The organism is Galactobacillus timonensis (genome assembly GCF_900240265.1).
Taxonomy (GTDB): domain Bacteria; phylum Bacillota_I; class Bacilli_A; order Erysipelotrichales; family Erysipelotrichaceae; genus Bulleidia; species Bulleidia timonensis.
On the sequence record NZ_LT964739.1, the window covers coordinates 1,344,523 to 1,362,270 of the forward strand.

At 53.3% G+C, this 17,748-nt stretch carries 15 protein-coding genes; 7 read left to right on the top strand and 8 right to left on the bottom strand.

The window, feature by feature from the left end:
* Window positions 1-107 precede the first annotated feature (107 nt).
* The 4 genes from C1714_RS06345 to C1714_RS06360 are packed head-to-tail and all read right to left on the bottom strand — an operon-like array spanning window position 108 to window position 6,827.
* On the bottom strand, window positions 108-1,664 hold the full coding sequence (locus C1714_RS06345; RefSeq protein WP_102342392.1) for a glycosyltransferase family protein: 1,557 nt from the start codon (window positions 1,662-1,664) through the stop codon (window positions 108-110).
* Window positions 1,661-3,922, bottom strand: coding sequence for a YfhO family protein (locus C1714_RS06350; protein WP_102342393.1), 2,262 nt, complete (start codon window positions 3,920-3,922; stop codon window positions 1,661-1,663). Before C1714_RS06350 ends, C1714_RS06345 begins: the two co-directional genes overlap by 4 nt.
* Entirely contained in the window at window positions 3,919-6,231 is a 2,313-nt protein-coding gene (locus C1714_RS06355) for a YfhO family protein (protein WP_102342394.1), read from the bottom strand. Before C1714_RS06355 ends, C1714_RS06350 begins: the two co-directional genes overlap by 4 nt.
* A 2-nt stretch (window positions 6,232-6,233) precedes the next feature.
* Window positions 6,234-6,827 (bottom strand): TetR/AcrR family transcriptional regulator, encoded by a 594-nt coding sequence (locus C1714_RS06360; RefSeq protein ID WP_102342395.1) that lies wholly within the window; start codon window positions 6,825-6,827, stop codon window positions 6,234-6,236.
* A 156-nt stretch (window positions 6,828-6,983) separates the two neighbouring features.
* Between C1714_RS06360 and C1714_RS06365 the strand changes: the two genes are divergently transcribed.
* The 6 genes from C1714_RS06365 (at window position 6,984) to C1714_RS06390 (ending at window position 14,345) form a co-directional block, all read left to right on the top strand.
* Window positions 6,984-8,702, top strand: coding sequence for an NAD(P)/FAD-dependent oxidoreductase (locus C1714_RS06365; RefSeq protein WP_102342396.1), 1,719 nt, complete (start codon window positions 6,984-6,986; stop codon window positions 8,700-8,702).
* On the top strand, window positions 8,699-9,970 hold the full coding sequence (locus tag C1714_RS06370; protein ID WP_102342397.1) for an NAD(P)/FAD-dependent oxidoreductase: 1,272 nt from the start codon (window positions 8,699-8,701) through the stop codon (window positions 9,968-9,970). The genes C1714_RS06365 and C1714_RS06370 overlap by 4 nt, the downstream gene beginning before the upstream one ends.
* Entirely contained in the window at window positions 9,967-10,329 is a 363-nt protein-coding gene (locus C1714_RS06375; protein WP_102342398.1) for a DUF1667 domain-containing protein, read from the top strand. The genes C1714_RS06370 and C1714_RS06375 overlap by 4 nt, the downstream gene beginning before the upstream one ends.
* 3 nt (window positions 10,330-10,332) lie before the next feature.
* Window positions 10,333-12,093 (top strand): FAD-binding oxidoreductase, encoded by a 1,761-nt coding sequence (locus C1714_RS06380; protein ID WP_102342399.1) that lies wholly within the window; start codon window positions 10,333-10,335, stop codon window positions 12,091-12,093.
* Window positions 12,077-13,645 carry an FGGY-family carbohydrate kinase gene (locus C1714_RS06385; RefSeq protein ID WP_102342400.1) on the top strand — a complete coding sequence of 523 codons (1,569 nt, stop codon included), beginning with the start codon at window positions 12,077-12,079 and terminating at the stop codon, window positions 13,643-13,645. Before C1714_RS06380 ends, C1714_RS06385 begins: the two co-directional genes overlap by 17 nt.
* A 199-nt stretch (window positions 13,646-13,844) precedes the next feature.
* The gene (locus C1714_RS06390; RefSeq protein WP_102342401.1) at window positions 13,845-14,345 is read left to right on the top strand and encodes a hypothetical protein; all 501 of its coding nucleotides are present in this window, start codon (window positions 13,845-13,847) and stop codon (window positions 14,343-14,345) included.
* Here C1714_RS06390 and C1714_RS06395 read toward each other — a convergent pair.
* The 3 genes from C1714_RS06395 to C1714_RS06405 are packed head-to-tail and all read right to left on the bottom strand — an operon-like array spanning window position 14,277 to window position 16,535.
* Window positions 14,277-15,137: a DMT family transporter gene (locus C1714_RS06395; RefSeq protein WP_102342402.1), complete on the bottom strand. Its 861-nt coding sequence runs from the start codon at window positions 15,135-15,137 to the stop codon at window positions 14,277-14,279. The two genes, C1714_RS06390 and C1714_RS06395, sit on opposite strands and share 69 nt — an antisense overlap.
* Before the next feature lie 4 nt (window positions 15,138-15,141).
* A complete protein-coding gene (locus C1714_RS06400; protein ID WP_102342403.1) occupies window positions 15,142-15,717 on the bottom strand; it encodes a DNA-3-methyladenine glycosylase I in 576 nt (191 codons plus the stop codon).
* On the bottom strand, window positions 15,714-16,535 hold the full coding sequence (locus C1714_RS06405; RefSeq protein ID WP_102342404.1) for a SagB/ThcOx family dehydrogenase: 822 nt from the start codon (window positions 16,533-16,535) through the stop codon (window positions 15,714-15,716). Before C1714_RS06405 ends, C1714_RS06400 begins: the two co-directional genes overlap by 4 nt.
* 185 nt (window positions 16,536-16,720) lie before the next feature.
* Between C1714_RS06405 and C1714_RS06410 the strand changes: the two genes are divergently transcribed.
* Window positions 16,721-17,254, top strand: a complete 534-nt coding sequence (locus tag C1714_RS06410; RefSeq protein ID WP_102342405.1) for a YgjV family protein — start codon at window positions 16,721-16,723, stop codon at window positions 17,252-17,254.
* Here the strand turns inward: C1714_RS06410 and C1714_RS06415 are convergent.
* A complete protein-coding gene (locus tag C1714_RS06415; RefSeq protein ID WP_102342406.1) occupies window positions 17,248-17,661 on the bottom strand; it encodes a DUF3842 family protein in 414 nt (137 codons plus the stop codon). The genes C1714_RS06410 and C1714_RS06415 overlap by 7 nt on opposite strands.
* Window positions 17,662-17,748 lie beyond the last annotated feature (87 nt).

Below are 17,748 nucleotides of genomic sequence, written 5' to 3' on the forward strand. Positions count from 1 at the left end.
GCGGTAGGCAGGGGAATATGATGCGGTAACGGCTGTACAGAAAAAATGCGGGAGAATTTCTCCCGCAGAATAGTTAATACTGCCGCGCCGGACAGGACACGGAAATATCAGGATCTTTGAGCGTATCCTTCGATCCGCAGCGAAAGAAAGCGGAAGAAGGATTTCAGACCGATCGCTGCCAGCGGCAGACCGTAGATCAGATACGGCAGAATGTAGCGGGCTTTCGCTTCCCATAACATGCTGAAGAGAAAGCCGCCGAAGATCGTATATGCAAGGACGGACAGGATGCCGTCCTTTTTACGAAGCTGCCAGGTTCCGGATACCAGTGCCGCATAGTAGAACACCTGAAAACCCTTCATGAACGACTGCACCAGTCGACGCAGAACACCATTCTGCAGTGATGTGACAATCGCATTTTTTCCACCTGCTGTATAGAGAACCATCTCCAGACACTCATAGACAGGCGCATTCCATTGCGACTGGAACTTGAAGTCAACGAACGTGCGGAAGGTTTCAGGATCGGCTTTCCATGCGGCAATGGAACTTTCGATGGCCGTAACGCACTTTTCATGCATGACCGCAGCATCTGCGCCGCTTGACCAGTAGAGCTCGGCATTGAACCCGTTGAAGCCGCCTCCCCTTCCCTGCATGCCCATGGCAATATAGGCAAGGGAAGGAATTGAAGGAATGCCGCTCAGATACGCATGATACGGCAGCCGGGACAGAACGTTCATCCCATAGACGATACCGATCAGCAGCACGATCTGCAGCACCTTGTTCTTCCTGTTCCCGTTTCTTTGAAACAGGATCACAAGGATCATTGCAATCGCAGGGATCAGAGCGTTGCTGCGAAGGACGACCGCAAATCCGATGATCAGATCCGAAAGGACCACCCGTTTCCATGACTTCGCCATTCCTTTGCTGTCTCCTTCATCCACAGCGAACAGGCAGAAGGCAATCATTACCAGCGATGTTGAAATCAGATCGTTGTAAAGATAAGGAACGTAGATGATCAGCGGCAGACACGTCAGAATGAGACTTTCATACACTGGAAGCACCCGTTCATCCTCTGCGGCGTGCAGCGTCATCTTTGTTCCGCACCAGCAGATTCCGATGCATGCAAGCACAGCGTTGAAGATCTGAAAGGAAAGATAATTGTGATCGCCGAAGAGGGCGTAGAAGACCCGCAGCAGATTGACTAATCCGATCTGATTCTGATGCGCAATCAGATAGCCGTAATCACTGAGCAGCAGACTGGTGTCATTGCCTGCGTTCAATTGTGAAGCACAATCCGAGACCAGAATCTGATCCGCAACCGGAACATACTGAAACACAAACACAGCAGCTATCGCCAGCGCAAAGAATACAAGGCATACGGCAATCCGTGTCCGCTTTGCTCCGGTTTTCTTCTGCACAGCCTTCAGAATCAGATACACCACTGCAAAGCCGATCACAAACAGAGCCAGTGACTTAACAAAGGAACCGGGTGTTTCACTGATCAGCTCGACACCCTGCTCCTTCAGGTCACCGAAGTTGACCGCCGTCGATCGCAGCGCATTGAACAGACAGACAGCAAAGAAGACGGCAATCACGGTAAGAATGAAACGCACGATTCCGTAAGGACGATCGTTGTCCCTGTCACGCATGGTTTTCGTTTCTTTCATACAGATTCCTTTCCAGTACGTTTGTGATCCAGCCAGACCGTCACCACCAGCAGAACAAAACCGGCCAGCGAAGAGACGGTTGCGGCCTTCAGACCCTCCGGCATGAAGTGCATCGTAATCGTATGATCGCCAGGCTTCAGAACAATGCCCATCATGCCGCCCTGAACCTTCAGCGCTTCAACGGCTTCACCGTTGTCACGAATGGACCAGCCGCGATCGTAGGGGATGGACAGGAAGAGAATCTGTTCCCTGTCAACAGAGATGAAAAGAGAAAGATCATTGTCTTCCGCAAAGGATGTGACCTGTGCGTCAACCGATGCCCCGTCCTCGATTTCATTCTTCAGACGCTGATAGTCGTCGTCCGAAAGAATCAGTTCATTGTTCCAGTCGATGATCGCCTTGCCGTCACTGCCTGTTTGGACGGATGAGAGGGGACGAAGTCTGGAATAGGTAAAGGCAAGCGGCCGGCACGAATCGAGACGGTAGATCTGGTACTCGTTGTTGTTCAGAACATAGGTGAAGGAATAGCCGCCCGGAAGATCATCCGCCGAGCGCACGCACCAGTATTCCGCAGCCAGCATACGAAGCACCTCGGGGTCTTCAATCACCTTGAGGTTGCTGGTCTGCTGGATCCAGGTCAGAAATTGCGACAGACTTCCGGCGGTAGTCGTGTCATAGGCAGATACGCCGCGGTAATCATCGATGAGGCTTTCATTCAGATGCATCGGACTTGCCGGCTGCAGCTGCGAATTGTCAACGTAGATGCGATAGAACTTCTGCGAATCCGTATCCTGAAGATAGCGGAAGATCCCGGCATCCAGCGACGGCGTCGTAAAGTCATAATTCATGTTATGGACACAGGAATAAAGAACGCAGCCTGTCCATACTTCAATGACCGAAAGGACCAGCGCCGTCTTCTTTCTGCGGCTTTTGATCAACAAGCCATAGACAACCAGCCACCCCAGTCCCGTCGCCATCAGAATCACATGGAACGGATGATCGCTCCAGGTGATGATGCCGCTCAGGAAACAGACCGCTGCGGCCGCGGCGTAGAGCACCAGATACAGGCGCAATCCTGACCTGAGCATTGCATAGTTCTCTTCAAAGCGGCTGAAGACCATCGCAAAGATCAGGCAGTTGAAAAACATCAGAAGAAACGTGAAACGGAAGCTCGGCTCACTGAATCCATGCAGAATCGAATTGACTGAGGGCAGAAGCAGCACCGGAAGAAAGATCAGCTCTGCAATGAACATTGCCCTGATCCGACGGTCTTCCTTTGCCCGCCTGTACAGCCCGAACAGAGCAGGAACGACAAGTGCGCCGCAATAGATGATGACGCCAAGATGCGACGTTGATGTGTAGTGAAACGGATAGTTGAACGAAGATCCAACATCGGCCGGCTGAATGGCGAAGGACATCAGGAACGACAGATAGATCCGCGGATCAAAGAAGAGCGATACCGTATCGTGGCTGCCGACCCGTGGGTTCTGCACAATGTTGAGTGCCGCCGGCACCATCAGGATCCCTGCCAGCAGCAGACCGGAAAGATAGGTAACTACCAGCCGGCCAAGCAATTTCAGGAACGCTCTGCTTCTCAGCTTTGTTCCGTGATAGTAATAGGTAAAGGGAACATAGAGCAGAAGAAACTCGGACACCATGAAAGCATAGTAGTAAAGATTCAGAAACTGCACCGCACTGACCAGCAGAAACGGCGCCGCCTTTCCCCTGGTGCGGAAGTGCTCCACAGCAAGGAACACCAGCGGAACCAAAACATATGCACGCATGAACATGTACTGGCCGATGGAAAGGGCGCTTGTACCGGAGAATGCATAGAGAAGTGAGGCGCAGAGATATACCTTCGGATCCCCGTCCGGATCAAATGCATACAGAAACAGCCAGAAGAAATATCCCGCCAGAATGATCAGCAGCCAGCCTTCAATCCATAAAAGCCCTGTTTCAACATCCGGAAACAGTGCCACCAGCGGCATCAGTATGTCGCCGGTCACATAGTAGGCCTTGGAGGAAAACCAGTCATTGCCCAGAAAGCTGGAAAAGGAATAGAACGGCAGGATGCGGCGGTTCAGAAAATCGCTGAGCATCCGCTTCCAGGTCGTATAGAAGGCATTGTACTGATGAACCTGGTCGCCCAGAAGAATGAACGGCCGCCTGCCGCTGAGATAGGGAAACAGCAGCGCCGTCGCCAGCAGCGTCAGCAGGCCGAGAACGATCAGATGATCCCGCAGTGTGCGCCGTTTCATGCATGTACCTTCTTTCTGCGACGGTCCAGAACAATGATGCCAAGCACCAGCAGCACACCAATGCCGCTCACCACGATGCCTTTCTTCAGACCCTTCGGTGTAAATGTCATCTGGATTTCGGCACCACCGGCCGGGACGGCAATGCCGCTCAGGCCGCCATTGACCTCATAGATCCTGGCCGGCTGTCCGTTGACGGTCGCCGACCATCCTTCATCGTAAGGGACGGAAAGAACCGCAAAGCCGTTTTCCGTTGTCGAAAGCCATGCATAGACTTTGCGTCCGTCGGCCTCTGCCGTATCGCAGACAACCTCTTCCTTCCCCAGCAGACTGCGGATTTCTCCGGCATCTTCCGCGTGGCAGATAACCTTCGCTGTTACATCAGCGGACTTCGAGGGATCATAGTCATCCCACGTCTCAAGATCCGTAGAGGTCTTTCCAAGATTGATGTAATCAAGGTTTTCCCAGATGTTCCAGGTGTCCATATAGGTCGTAACGAGGCGGCCGTTCTTGAACGGGCAGGCGGTATTGAGACCGGTCACCCCGTATTTGACCGACACGAGATCAAGGACATCCTGGTTTTCAATGTCGAAGGACCAGGACCAGTGTCCATAGATATGATCCGGATCCAGCTGCACAAGTTCGTCGGAACTGGCAAGATAGGTGGAATCATAGGTGGTAACGCCGCGGATATTTCCATCCAAAGCGTGATTCATGCCGAGATTTTCCCAGAACACATCTTCCAGATTGATGTAGGTGCGATAGAACGAGGACCAGTTCTTCTCATCGAGACTGAGTGTAAAGCTGTTGTACGCATCCTTTTCGCCGAGCGCCGTATAAAGTGCCCTGGCTTCGGGAATGGTCAGGCTGCGCATGGCCGGATTGCCATAGAACGAGAAATAGCTGACCATGGCAAGCTCCGCAAGCGCCGCCGCAGCGACGGTTTTTCTTTTTCCTGCAAGCAGGGCCCATGCGATCAGGACAAACAGCACATCATCCACCAGCAGCCAGCGGTATTCCGTGACGATTTCCGAAAGCGCAACCCTGTTAACGGCGGCACAGACGAATGGTGATACGGCAATCAGAATCACAAATGCCACCGCTGACTTCTTCAGCAGATTCCGGTCGATTCTTCCAGCATCGTTCAACAGCGGCAGCACCATCGCCAGCAGAAGAAAGGTCAGATTTGAGGTCCAGCGGAACGACGGTTCCGAAAAGCCGTGCATCACGGAGCTGAAGATCGGAATGAACGACAACAGAGCACAGACGGCGAAGCACCACAGCGTCATTGGTCTCCGGTTCTTTTTTGTAAACAGCTGCGGAACCAGCAGCGTCATCAGCGCACCCGCCCAGATGTTGTACACCAGCGGCTCCTTCTCTCCGCGCAGCCACATGTACAGCGTTGACGCCGGCGTGCTGCGGTAGGCAAGCATGGAAGCCGGCGTATACAGTCCGTTGACTATATCAAGATACGGCGTCGGATTGCCATACGACCAGATCAGATCCCGGACTCCGAGGCGGCTGTTGCCGAGAATGTTGAGGATCTCCGGCACAACGAAGAAACCGGCACAGCTGAAGCCGACAAGGTAGAAGCCGATCAGACGGACGGCCGGTTTCATCACATCGTGCAGTGTTCCATATTCCTTCTCATGGCGCCACAGATAATACAGGATCGTAAACAGCGACGTCATGTAGAACAGGTAGTAATTGTTGAAGAACATGAAGAACACCATGAAGATGAAGAATCCGTGCTTTTTCTCAACGATGTAGCGATCGACCGAAAGGAAGTACAGCGGAAGAAAGGCGGTGAAGGTTGCGAAGAAGGGGTCGCGCATCACCTGCAGCATGTATGAGCTGAAGGCCCAGAACAGTGACGCAAGAATGGAGACACGGTGTCCTGCATGGTTGTAGCGGGCATAGGCATAGAAGCTGAAGGCGCCGGAAAGAAAGCGGAGATACGTCATCCAGAGAATGGCGGTCGTATAGGGAAGATCGCCCAGAGCGAACAGATATTCCCAGAGATCGTTGAAATAGAACAGCTTGCTCGAATAGAAGTCATTGCCCAGAAAATTGCTCCAGTTCCAGAAGGGGAGGGATCCGTTCTGCCGCCACTGCGCAAGCATGGTTCTCAGTCCTTCAAAGTTGCTGGAATAGATCGTACGCATGTCGAGGCCCAGGATGAAGGCCTGATCATTGACGATATAGGGAGTGAAGATGACGGCACAAAGAAGCGAGACGAGCGCGAAGAGAACGAGCAGATCCCGCCATGTTTTCTCATCCTTGAAGACAGGTTTGCATATTGCGTGTTTCATGATTATTTCTTTGCCTCGCTGTTCTGCTCTTCTTTGAAGATCTGACGGATGTACTGTTCGGTTTCAGCGATGAACCGGTCGGCGTCGAGCTGATCATTGCCCAGAGTCTTCTGAATGATCAAGCCGTCCGATACCATCAGCGCAAGCCAGCTGAGATAGTCGCTGTCGACGTTATCCTGGCGCTCCTGAATCTTTGCGGCAATTTCCTTTTCAAACTTCAGATAGCGTTCCATCAGCTTCTGGCGCAGTACTTCATTGCCATCGGCAGCTTCGAAGATGAAATGGAGACGGATGCCGGTCTTGTCGATGTCGCGGGCAAGCACATACTTGATCAGACGCGGCAGACGGGTATCCTTGGCGGTATTGGAGGTCCAGTCATTGAGCTGTTTCCACTGATCGGCAAGATAGTGGTCAAAGATCGCGAAGAGAATGTCCTCCTTGTTCTTGAAGTAGTAATAGACAGTTCCCTTGGCGACATTGGCGTGGTCAGCGATCTGAGCAAGGGTAACTTCCTTCAAAGACTTCTGCGCCAGCAGATCTTCTGCCGCATCGAGAATCATCTTCTGAACATCATCATTCATGCGTGGAGCAGCCATACGATTTTCTCCTGATTGACAAAGCTGACAGCCGAGAATAGACTGAATCTAGAGTCGGTTGATTGGCCGACATGGAAGGAACCTTCCATGTGCTGCCAAAATTTTATCAGCTAATTGCCATAACAGTATGTGTTCTGTACAAAGGAGAGAAGCAGTATGCGTGTTGAAGATCTGCAGAAGAAGCTTGATGCGCGCTTCGGCGAAGGTCTGACGGTGCGAAGAGAGGATCGCACCATCATTGTGTCGGGCGAAATGGACAACTGGCACGATATCGTCACTGCCTGTTCCATGTGCGTCAGCCGTGAAAAAGGTGTTCACGTCGTCAATGACATTCATCTGGCCGGTGTTGAGATGCCGAAGATGCGGATGCCCGGGATTCATGATCAGGCGATCGACGGAAAACATCCGGATGTTCTGATCATCGGCGGCGGTATTTCAGGCTGCAGTATTGCCAGAGAACTGATGCGCAGCCGCCTGAGCGTTCTTGTGATTGACAAGGAGGCGGATGTCGCCATCCAGGCTTCGGGTCGAAATGACGGCGAGGTGCACCCCGGCGTCGATCTCAACAAGGGTAGTCTGAAACAGAGCTACGTTGTCCGCGGAAACCGCATGTACGACCGCATCTGCAGGGAGCTCGATGTGCCGTTTGAACGCTGCGGCCAGTATGTCGGCTTCTTTGATCCAAAACTCCGTCCGATTGTTGAAGCCTACGCATGGCAGCGCAGGCACATCTGCGGCGTCGATGATACGCGTGTTATTTCACGGGATGAACTTGTCCATGGTGAGAAACACCTGAATCCGGAATTTGCCTTTGCCCTGTTCAATCCGATGGCCGGTGTCGTGTCGCCCTATCAGCTGACGATCGCCTATGCCGAAAATGCCATCGCCAACGGCGCGGAGTTTTCTCTGAACACGGCCGCCACTGCTATGGAAGTTAAGGACGGCCGTATCGTAAGCGTTACGACCAACCGAGGCACCGTTTATCCCAAGGTAGTCATCAATGCGGCAGGCGTCTTTGCGGATGATGTGGCAGGGATGGCGCGGGACCGCTTCTATTCGATCCATCCCCGGCGCGGGACAGATCTCATCATGGACCGCAAAGCCGGGGCCCTGGTTCGCTCGGTGGCCTCCTGGAAAGATCTGAAGAGATCAGCGTCCCATTCCAAAGGCGGCGGAATCATTCATACACCGAGCGGCAACCTTCTGATCGGACCGGACGCTGTTGAAACCTACGAAAAGGAAAACTACGCAACGAACCGTTCCTCTGTAGATGCGATCATGACCAAACAGAAGCGGACAGCTCCTGCCCTGGACGGCCGCGATATCATTACCTACTTCACGGGTGTACGGGCCGCGGACTTTGAAGAAGACTTCATCATCGAACCCGGCCGCAGGACGAACAATCTCATTCACGTCGCCGGGATCCAGTCACCTGGTCTTACCACGGCACCGGCGGTTGCGGAAGATGTGTCGGCGATGGCCGTGGATCTGCTGCAGAAAATGGGCAATCCGGTGGAACGCAATCTGTCCTTCAATCCCATCCGCAAAGGCATTCCGCGTCTCAAGGACATGGACCCGGTACAGCGCAATGCCATGATTCAGAACAATCCGGACTATGGCGTCATCGTGTGCCGCTGCGAAGAGGTGTCAAAGGGCGAGATCATCGATGCTATCCATAATCCGCTTGGCGTTGCGACGGTTGACTCCATCAAGCGCCGCGTACGGCCGGGCATGGGACGCTGTCAGGGAGGCTTCTGCAGTCCTCTGGTTGTGCAGCTCATAGCACAAGAGACCCGCATCCCGATGGAAGATGTCATGAAGAGCGGCGAAGGCTCCTGGATCAACTGCGGTGAAACAAAGGAGGCTGACGAATGAAAAACGCATACGATGTGATCGTCATCGGCGGCGGGCCGGGCGGACTGGCGGCTGCGATTGAAGCGAAGAAGGCCGGCGCAGACGTTCTGCTCATTGAGCGCGAAGCAAGGCTTGGCGGCATTCTGAAGCAGTGCATTCATGATGGCTTCGGTCTGGTGCGCTTCAAGGAGAAGCTTTCGGGTCCGGAGTATGTCGGCCGCTTCATTGATGAGTTTCATGCGCTGCAGATTGACAGCAGTCTGCTCACATTTGTTACAAAGATTGATCGCCATGGCGATGGAAGTTTCACTCTTTCCTGTGTGACACAGAAAGGCATTGAGAAAGTCACTTCACGTTCCATTGTTCTGGCAACCGGATGCCGCGAGCGTACCGCCAAGCAGGTAGCGATCCACGGCACCCGGCCGGCCGGCGTCTTCACGGCCGGCACGGCCCAGCACTTTGTCAATATTCTCGGTCTGATGCCGACGAAACGCTGTGTCATTCTTGGATCGGGCGATATCGGTCTCATCATGGCGCGGCGGCTGACGCTGGAAGGAGCGGAAGTGGTCGGGGTTTATGAAGCCAAGCCGACACCATCGGGTCTTACCCGCAATATTGTTCAGTGTCTCGAGGATTTCAACATTCCGCTGCACCTTTCTACAACCGTGACCCGGGTCTTCGGTCAGGAGCGTCTTGAGGCGGTTGAAATTTCCAGAGTCGATGAAACGATGAAGCCGATCAGCGGAACCGAGGAAATCATTGCCTGCGATGCGCTGATTCTCTCGGTCGGCCTGATTCCGGAAAATGAAGTGGCGCAAAGCCTTGGCAGCCTGATGGATCCGCATACCAAAGGCCCTGTCGCCGACAGTCGATTCATGACATCGGTGCCCGGCGTCTTCGTCTGCGGCAATGCGCTTCATGTCAATGATCTTGCCGATTATGTCAGCGAAAGCGGCGAACTTGCCGGCAGGGCGGCAGCCATGCACGCAAAGAACAGAGATTCTGACAGCGGGCAGGAGATCACAATAGCCACGGACCGCACGCTTCAATATCTTGTGCCGCAGAAAATCTGCCGCGAAGATGCCGGAGGTCTGATGACGGTTTATTTCCGTACCGCGAAGGAAAGGGCATCTGCCACGCTTGTGATCCGCAACGGGGATACGGTGGTCTACAGCCGCAGCTTCACGGACCTTCGTCCGCCGGAGATGCAGCGGATCGTTCTGCCGCTGATGAAGATGAATCTGCGTGATGCCGTGGAACTGAAGGCATCGCTGGAGGAGGGATCATGAAGAATCTGACCTGTATCGTCTGTCCGAATGGCTGTCATCTGCAGGTAGAAGAGGTGGATGGACAGTTGATCGTCCATGGCAACCGCTGCCCGCGGGGCGAAGCGTTTGGAAAACAGGAAATGATTTCGCCGATGCGCACCATCACTTCCACCGTACGTACTGTATTCCCTGATGTGCCGGTTGTGCCGGTACGTGTTTCCGGGGAAATACCGAAGGATCGCTTCTTCGATGTGATGCATGAAATCAACCGGGTACGTCTGGATCAGAGGCTTACAACCGGTGATCCTGTAATCAAAAATGTACTTGGACTTGGCGTCGATATCATTGTTACGAGCAATATCCTGAAGGAGGGAAACTGAATCATGGCCAACAAACCGTATCAGGGATTTGAACCCAAATGGGTCAAGGAACCGGCACCGAAAGACAGCTGGCGTTCCATCTTCCGCTGGGGCGATCCTGACTTTGTCAAATACCCCAAGGAATCTCTGTATAAACTGATCAAATCCACCTTCCATATGACCGATGAAGACTTCTCCCACTATGACGGCGACATCGGCATGGAGAAGGTCGTACTCAATGCGCCCTGCCATCTGGAAGAGAAACATCTTGAGGCACTGCGGCGGATCGTTGGCGACGACTATGTGACGACGGAAGATTATCCGCGCCTTGCGGTGGCCTATGGCAAGACGGGCTTTGATACGCTGCGTCTTCGTCAGCACACGGTTGATTCGCTTCCGGATGCGGTCGTCTATCCCGATACGACGAAGCAGGTGGAAGAGATCGTTGCCTACTGCTGTGCGAATAAGATTCCGCTCTATGTCTATGGCGGCGGCTCCTCGGTCACGATGGGCGTTGAACCGACTAAAGGCGGCATCTCCCTGGATATGCGCAAGCGCTTTAACAAGGTGCTCGATTTCAATGAAGTCGATCAGACGATCACGGTGCAGGCAGGCATGTCGGGGCCGGATCTGGAAAAGAACCTGAACGAGGCCGTCAAACGCTTCGGCGCAGCCCGTGCCTATACCTGCGGCCACTTCCCGCAGTCCTTTGAATACAGCAGCGTCGGTGGCTGGACCGTTACCCGTGGCGCCGGGCAGAACAGCACTTACTATGGCTGTATTACGGACATTGTGCTGTTACAGAAATATGCGACTCCGATCGGAACGGTGCAGACAAGCCATTATCCACGCCAGGCGACGGGACCGGATCTGAACCAGATCATGATGGGCAGCGAAGGAACGTTCGGCGTCCTGACCGAAGTGACGCTGAAGGTACATCGCTACATGCCCGAAAACCGCAAGCGCTTCTCCTACATCTTCAAAGACTGGCCGACGGCAATGGCGGCAGCCCGTGAGATGATGCAGTGCGAAGCGGGCTTTGCCAGCGTCTTCCGCCTCTCGGACCCGGAGGAAACCAACCTCATGTTAAGGCTGTACAACGTCGATGAGACGCCGCTGTGGAACCTGTTGAACCATCGCGGGTACAAGGACATGGAACGGTGTCTGTTTCTTGGCTATACGGACGGGGAAAAGGGATACAGCGAAAATGTCGCCAGGAATATTGCCCGCATCGCCCGCTCGTTCGGCGGTATGAGTCTGACATCGTTTGTGACCAAGAGCTGGGAAAAGGGTAGATTCAACGACCCGTATCTGCGTGATACTCTTTTGGATTTCGGTATCATGACCGACACGCTGGAATGCACTGTCAACTGGTCGAATATGGAAAAGGTGCACCGCGAAGTGCGCAAGGTGTGCCACGCTCTGCCCGATACAATTGTGACGACACATATGTCGCACTGCTATCCGCAGGGAGCCAATCTCTATTTCATCTTCATTACGCGCATGGACAATGCGCAGGAGTTCCGTCGCTACCATTCGAGCATCCTCGACGCGATTCAGAAGTCGGGTGCCGCCATGAGTCATCACCATGGCATCGGCAAGATGTTCGGACCGTGGCTCGAAGGCAGCCTCGGCCATACGGAATACGGCGTCATTCGTACGCTGCGCGATTACTTTGATCCGGATCATCTGATGAATCCGGGCGGTACGCTGGGCCTGGATACGCCGGAGAGCGAGAAGCACTATACGCGGGAGGATATTCGTCCCAATGACAGCAGCGAGTGATCCTCTGGTCCTGGTTTTCGATGTCGGCACCCAGTCGGCACGGACACTGATCATTGACAGCCATGGCGACATTCTCGCCAAAAAGAAACACCCCTATGAGAAACCCTATATTTCTCCGCAGACGGACTGGGCGGAGCAGGATCCGGATATGTATTACCGCACCATCTGTGATACCTGCCGCAGCGTAAAGGAGGCGTCGCCAGATCTGTTTGCCCGTGTACAGGCAGTCACCATTACAACGATCCGCGACACGGTCGTCTGTGTCGATCAGGAAGGAAAGCCATTGCGGCCGGCGATTCTATGGCTCGATAAGCGGATGGCAGACGGAAAGCCGCAAATGCCGGTAACGCGCAAAGCTGTATTCCGCGCTGCCGGAGCGTCGTCAATCGTTGATCTGCAGTATGCCAAGAGTCACTGTAACTGGATCCGGGAAAATGAGGCGGAAATATGGAAGAAGACGTACAAATATCTACTGCTGAGCGGGTATCTGCTGTACCGGATGACCGGCCGCATGGTCGATTCCAAGGCTTCTATGATCGGTCACATTCCTTTCGATAACAAGCACCGCAAGTGGTATTCTTCCTCTGCGCTGACGTATCCTGTTTATCCGGTTGAGCCTGAGAAGCTGTGCGAACTTGCGGAAGCCGGTGAAGTCTGCGGAAACATCAGTGCATCATTTTCCAAAGACAGCGGATTATCCGTTGGCTTGCCGGTATATGCGTCGGGATCGGACAAGGCATGCGAACTGATCGGTCTGGGCTGCGTCAGCAGTAACCGGGGAGCCATCGGCCTGGGAACAACGGCGACCTTTACCTATATGTCCGATGAATATACGGAACCGGAGCGCTTTGTGCCAGCATATGCGGCCCTGATTCCGGGAAAATACAATCCGGAGTTTGAAATCTACCGGGGATACTGGCTGATCTCCTGGTTCAAAAAAGAATTTGCCCAGAAGGAAGTACAGCAGGCAAAACAGCTGGGCATCTCGGCAGAGCAGCTGCTGGATGAGAAGCTCGCCGGTATTCCGGCGGGATGCGACGGCCTGTTTCTGCAGCCGTACTTTACGCCCAATGTGACGATGCCGTATGCCAAAGGCGCGATCGTCGGCTTCAGTGATGTGCATACGCGCATCCATATTTACCGCGCCATCGTGGAAGGGATCAACTTTGCGCTGATTGACGGGATCCGCGGGATTCAGAAGCGTTCGGGTCAGAATTTCGATGCGATTGCGGTCGGCGGCGGCGGATCCCAGAGTGATGAGATCTGTCAGATTTCTGCGGACATGTATGGTGTCCCGGTGATCCGTACCCAGTCCTATGAGGCGACCGGCATCGGGGCCGCTATCAGCACCTTTGTGGGCATGAAGGTTTTCCCTGATTTTGAAACGGCGGTTTCTGCCTGCGTACGTACGCAGAAACAGTTTGATCCACGGCCCCCGGTACATGCGATTTATCAGCGTCTGTACGAGGAAGTGTACCGAGATATTTTCCCGCGTCTCAAGCCGGTGTACCGCCATCTGGATCAGGTTTACAAAGACGTTCTGCTGCGCTGATCCGGCGATTTCTGCTATGATTTTTTTCAGATAAGCCCGTATGATGAACCTGAAGGATGATCCGCGCACGGAGCGCCCGGCTGATCTGCTTTACCAAGGGTTGCTGCGTGCTCTGCAGGAATAGGATTTTGACAGGATTACGGTAAGTGATATTTCCAAAAGGTCGACCTTTTACCATAACTTTGACGAAGTTGCGGATTTGCTGAGATGGAAGTGTGACCGGCAGTTCAAGGAGGTACTGTCGGGTTTCTGCGAAAGCAATCCGCCTTTGAAGCAGGACGGGGAATTCATTTGTTATGTGTTTCGCTACTGGATGGATCCGAAGAATCTGGAGGTGCTGGAAATCATATTCAAGGCTCATCGGGTTGATCTAGTGTATGCGGCCTTTACCAACTACGGACCGATCCTGGTTGCGTATATGAAGAGGCGCGGCCTGAATCTGCAGGATGCTGATTCGCGCAATGTGATTGCGATCCGTGCCGGCTATTTCCTGGGCATCATGGCCGCATGGATGGAAGGCGTAAAAAAGGAGACGCCGGAGGAAGCGACGGCTTACGTCGTTCGCCAGCATCCCGATACGTTTCATGCAAGAATGGTATTCCTGGCGTCGGAAGACAGCATCTTCCGGCGTTTATTTTGCGCTGAGCAGGACGCCGAGAATGACGATGACGCCGCCGGCTGCACTGGCGGGCGTGATTGATTCATTCAGGATGATTGCGGAAAGCAGTAATCCGAAGACCGGCATCAGATTCATGATGGCCGCGGCTGCCGAGGGTGAAATGCCGCGCAGAGAGAAGTTGTACAGCAGATAGGCAAGGACGGAGCAGCCAACCGCCAGATACAAGAGGGCCCAGATCGCAGAAGGGGTAATGGTCATCGATGCGTGTCCTTCCAGAAACAGGCCCGGAATCAGAAACGGCAGCGCCAGCAGTGTCTGGTAATAGGTGATGGAAAGAACGGAATAGGCGGGACGGATGTGCGGGATCAGAAAGTTATAGAACGCCCAGAGAAATCCGTCGAAGATTAAGATGGCATTACCCAGCCGTACGTTGGAGCCTGAAAAGCTGCCTCCGGACGTCAGAATGACGATGCCGGCCATTGCCAGTGCAATGCCTGCCGCCTGTTTTTTGGTTACGTGGACATGGTAGACCAGGGCACCGATCAAAGCGGTGATCGCCGGATAGGCGCCGGAAATCAGGGATGCGGCCGACGCCGATGTCAGCGTCAGCGCATAATTTTCGCAGGCGTAATAAACGGAAATGCCCAGCAGTCCGGTCGCCAGCAGAACCGGTACATCTTGCTTTTCAAGCTTCTTGTTGTCTTTGCGGATGATCCGCACAAGTTTGAGAATCAGCAGCGACAGTGCGAAGCGCAGAAAGCACACGGTCAGAGGACCGAAGGAGGCGTAAGCCAGCTTTGTTGCGACAAAGGAGCTGCCCCAGAAGAAGATGGCCGCAACGGCACTGAGATAATAGCGGGATTTCGTATTCATGACTCTATTTTACCGGATGATCATGGAAGGGACAGGTGATCAGATGATCGTTGATGACGCCGATCGCCTGCAGATAAGAATAGGTGATTACGGGGCCTGTAAAGCGGAATCCGCGCCGCTTCAGATCTGTACTTACAGATTGGGAAAGGGCATCTTTGGCCGGCATATCCTGAGGATGAACCAGCCGGTGATCGATTACGTTTCCGTCTGTGAAGTGCCAGATGTAGGCGTCAAAGGAACCCCATTCTTTCCGGACACGAAGAAAGGCGATGGCATTGGTAACCATGGCGTGGATCTTTGCTTTGGAGCGGATCATGCGAGGATCTTTGCACAGGCGCTCCTCATCTTCCTGCGTGTAGCGGGCAATGGTTTCGGGATTCAGATTGTCCGTCAGGCTGCGGATTCCTTCTTCGCGCTTTAATATGAGCTGCCAGGACAATCCTGCCTGCAATCCTTCCAGAATAAGCATGGCAAACAGTTCCTGATCTTCATGAACAGGAACGCACCAGCGCTCATCATGGTAGGCAAGGGAATACGGGTCGGTTTCGGCCCAGGGGCAGCGTTCTGCTTTTTCTGTCATAGACCCTGTTCCTTTACGAAGGCATAGATATCATCTTCGTGGTATTCCGTTTCCCGGGAAATCCTTCCCATGGTAAAGCCGTAAATCGTAAATTCATCTTTCCCGTCGAGACCAAGAAGCCGATCGCAGAAACCACCGTCAACGGCACCGATCGCGCAGCCGCCAAGATGGATGCTTTCGGCGGCGAGATACATGTTTTCACTGATGTGTCCAACGTCGGCCATGATCATGCGGGCGGCATCGATGCCATAGCGCCATTCGGCCCGATAGCAGACATAGCTGTAGAGAAAGACAACATTGGCTTTGGCTGCCCAGGTCTGCTCATCCAGCGCCGCTGCCATGACCGTACTGACAGGATCCTTTGTGCCAAGAAACTCCAGGGCGTGGTACCAGGGAAGATAGTGATAGAAACCGTCCTGCAGGCTTTCTACATTTCTCAAAATCATATAGCATTCGAATTCGTGGCGGGCGCCTCCGCACGGTACGGTGCGCATCGTTGCGTAGCTTTTGCCGCGGATGGACTGAATGCCCTGTGTACACCAGAGAAGATAGCTGAGCGACAGTAGTGACATGCTTTCTTCTGTATAGATACGATGGCTGCGGCGGCCGTTGATGATCTTCAGAAAGTCATGCTCTATGGGCAGTGCGTCAAAATTGTTCGGCAGTTCAATCCGCTCATTCCGCATGGGTGCTTTGACCAGGGGAGGCTGCGGTTTCTTCAGCTGCTGATCCGTTTCATAATCCTCGGGTGCAGTGTCACGTGGATGGAGAAAATCTCTTCCTGCTTCGATACGCTTTTGAATTTCCTGAATGTCCATGGCGTTTCCTCCTCTTTGTGTACCATTTCAAGTGTAATGCGGATCGATACAGTTTTGGGAAAAGGTAAAGAAAAGCACACCGGGGAAAAGTAAAAATGGGAAAGAGGCTGTCTTTTCCCATGTACATTGCTGTATAGTGATTACCTGGTTCGATCAGGAGCCTTCCGGAGAGGAGAAAAAAGCTGATGGTGTCTGAGGTGCTGTTTGGAAATCTGTTAAGCCTTGGTGCAATGGTTACCGATTCGCTCAGCAGCAAACAGGATTCGGTAAAAAAGATGTTATTTTTGCAATGCGTCAGTCAGGGCTTCTACAGCATCAGTTCCCTCATCCTGAAGGGGTATAGTGCCGTTGTGCAGAATGTGATCAGTATGCTTCGGAATATCATTGCGATCCGGGGAATCCGCTCCAATGTTCTGCAATGGACGATCACGGTACTGGCTGTTGTTCTTGGTATCTGGTTCAATAACCGCGGTTTGCTTGGCTTACTTCCGGTTGTAGCAAACGGCATGTATACGGTTGTCGTCTTTACGGTCGGGGATAATCAGACTGCACTGCGCTGGGCCTTTTTGATCGATATGCTCATGTTCGTTGTATTCAATTTTGCGATCATGAACTATGTTGGCTGTCTTGCCTCCGTGATTACAGCAGTCGTGACTGCCCGCGCGATCTATGAAAGCCGCTCTGGCCAAGCAGAGCACTCTGGAGAAGTCAATCAGTGAGGGGAAGCCAGGGAGACGATGGTGCGGATGGCTGCCTCTGCCAGGTGACTGATCGCATAATCTTCCACGCCGACAACGGTCGTGTCACAATGATGGACAGGGATCAGGATGCGCTGCGCTGAGCTGGAACCGATGGCAGATGCCATGGCGGCAGTAATCTCTCCGTACATGGAATCAGCGATCACAATACCGATCGGGCCGATGATATAGTCGGCTTTTTTTGCGCATACTACAACGGCATTTTCTCCGGCTGCGACATGGTCTGCTCCGGCTTTGAGCATCGCTTCAGCGGCCCGGCTGTTAGTGCCGACGGCGATGATCTCCGCCTGAGGCAGTTTCTGCTTTGCGGCAGTAACAAGTGCTTTTCCAATGCCTCCGCCCTGACCGTCGATGATTACGATTTTCATAACTGTTCCCCTCGCTTCAATGCAGTGGAATTATAGCAAAAATCCGCTCAGATCATTGCCTGAGCGGATTTTGTCAATATCAGTCCG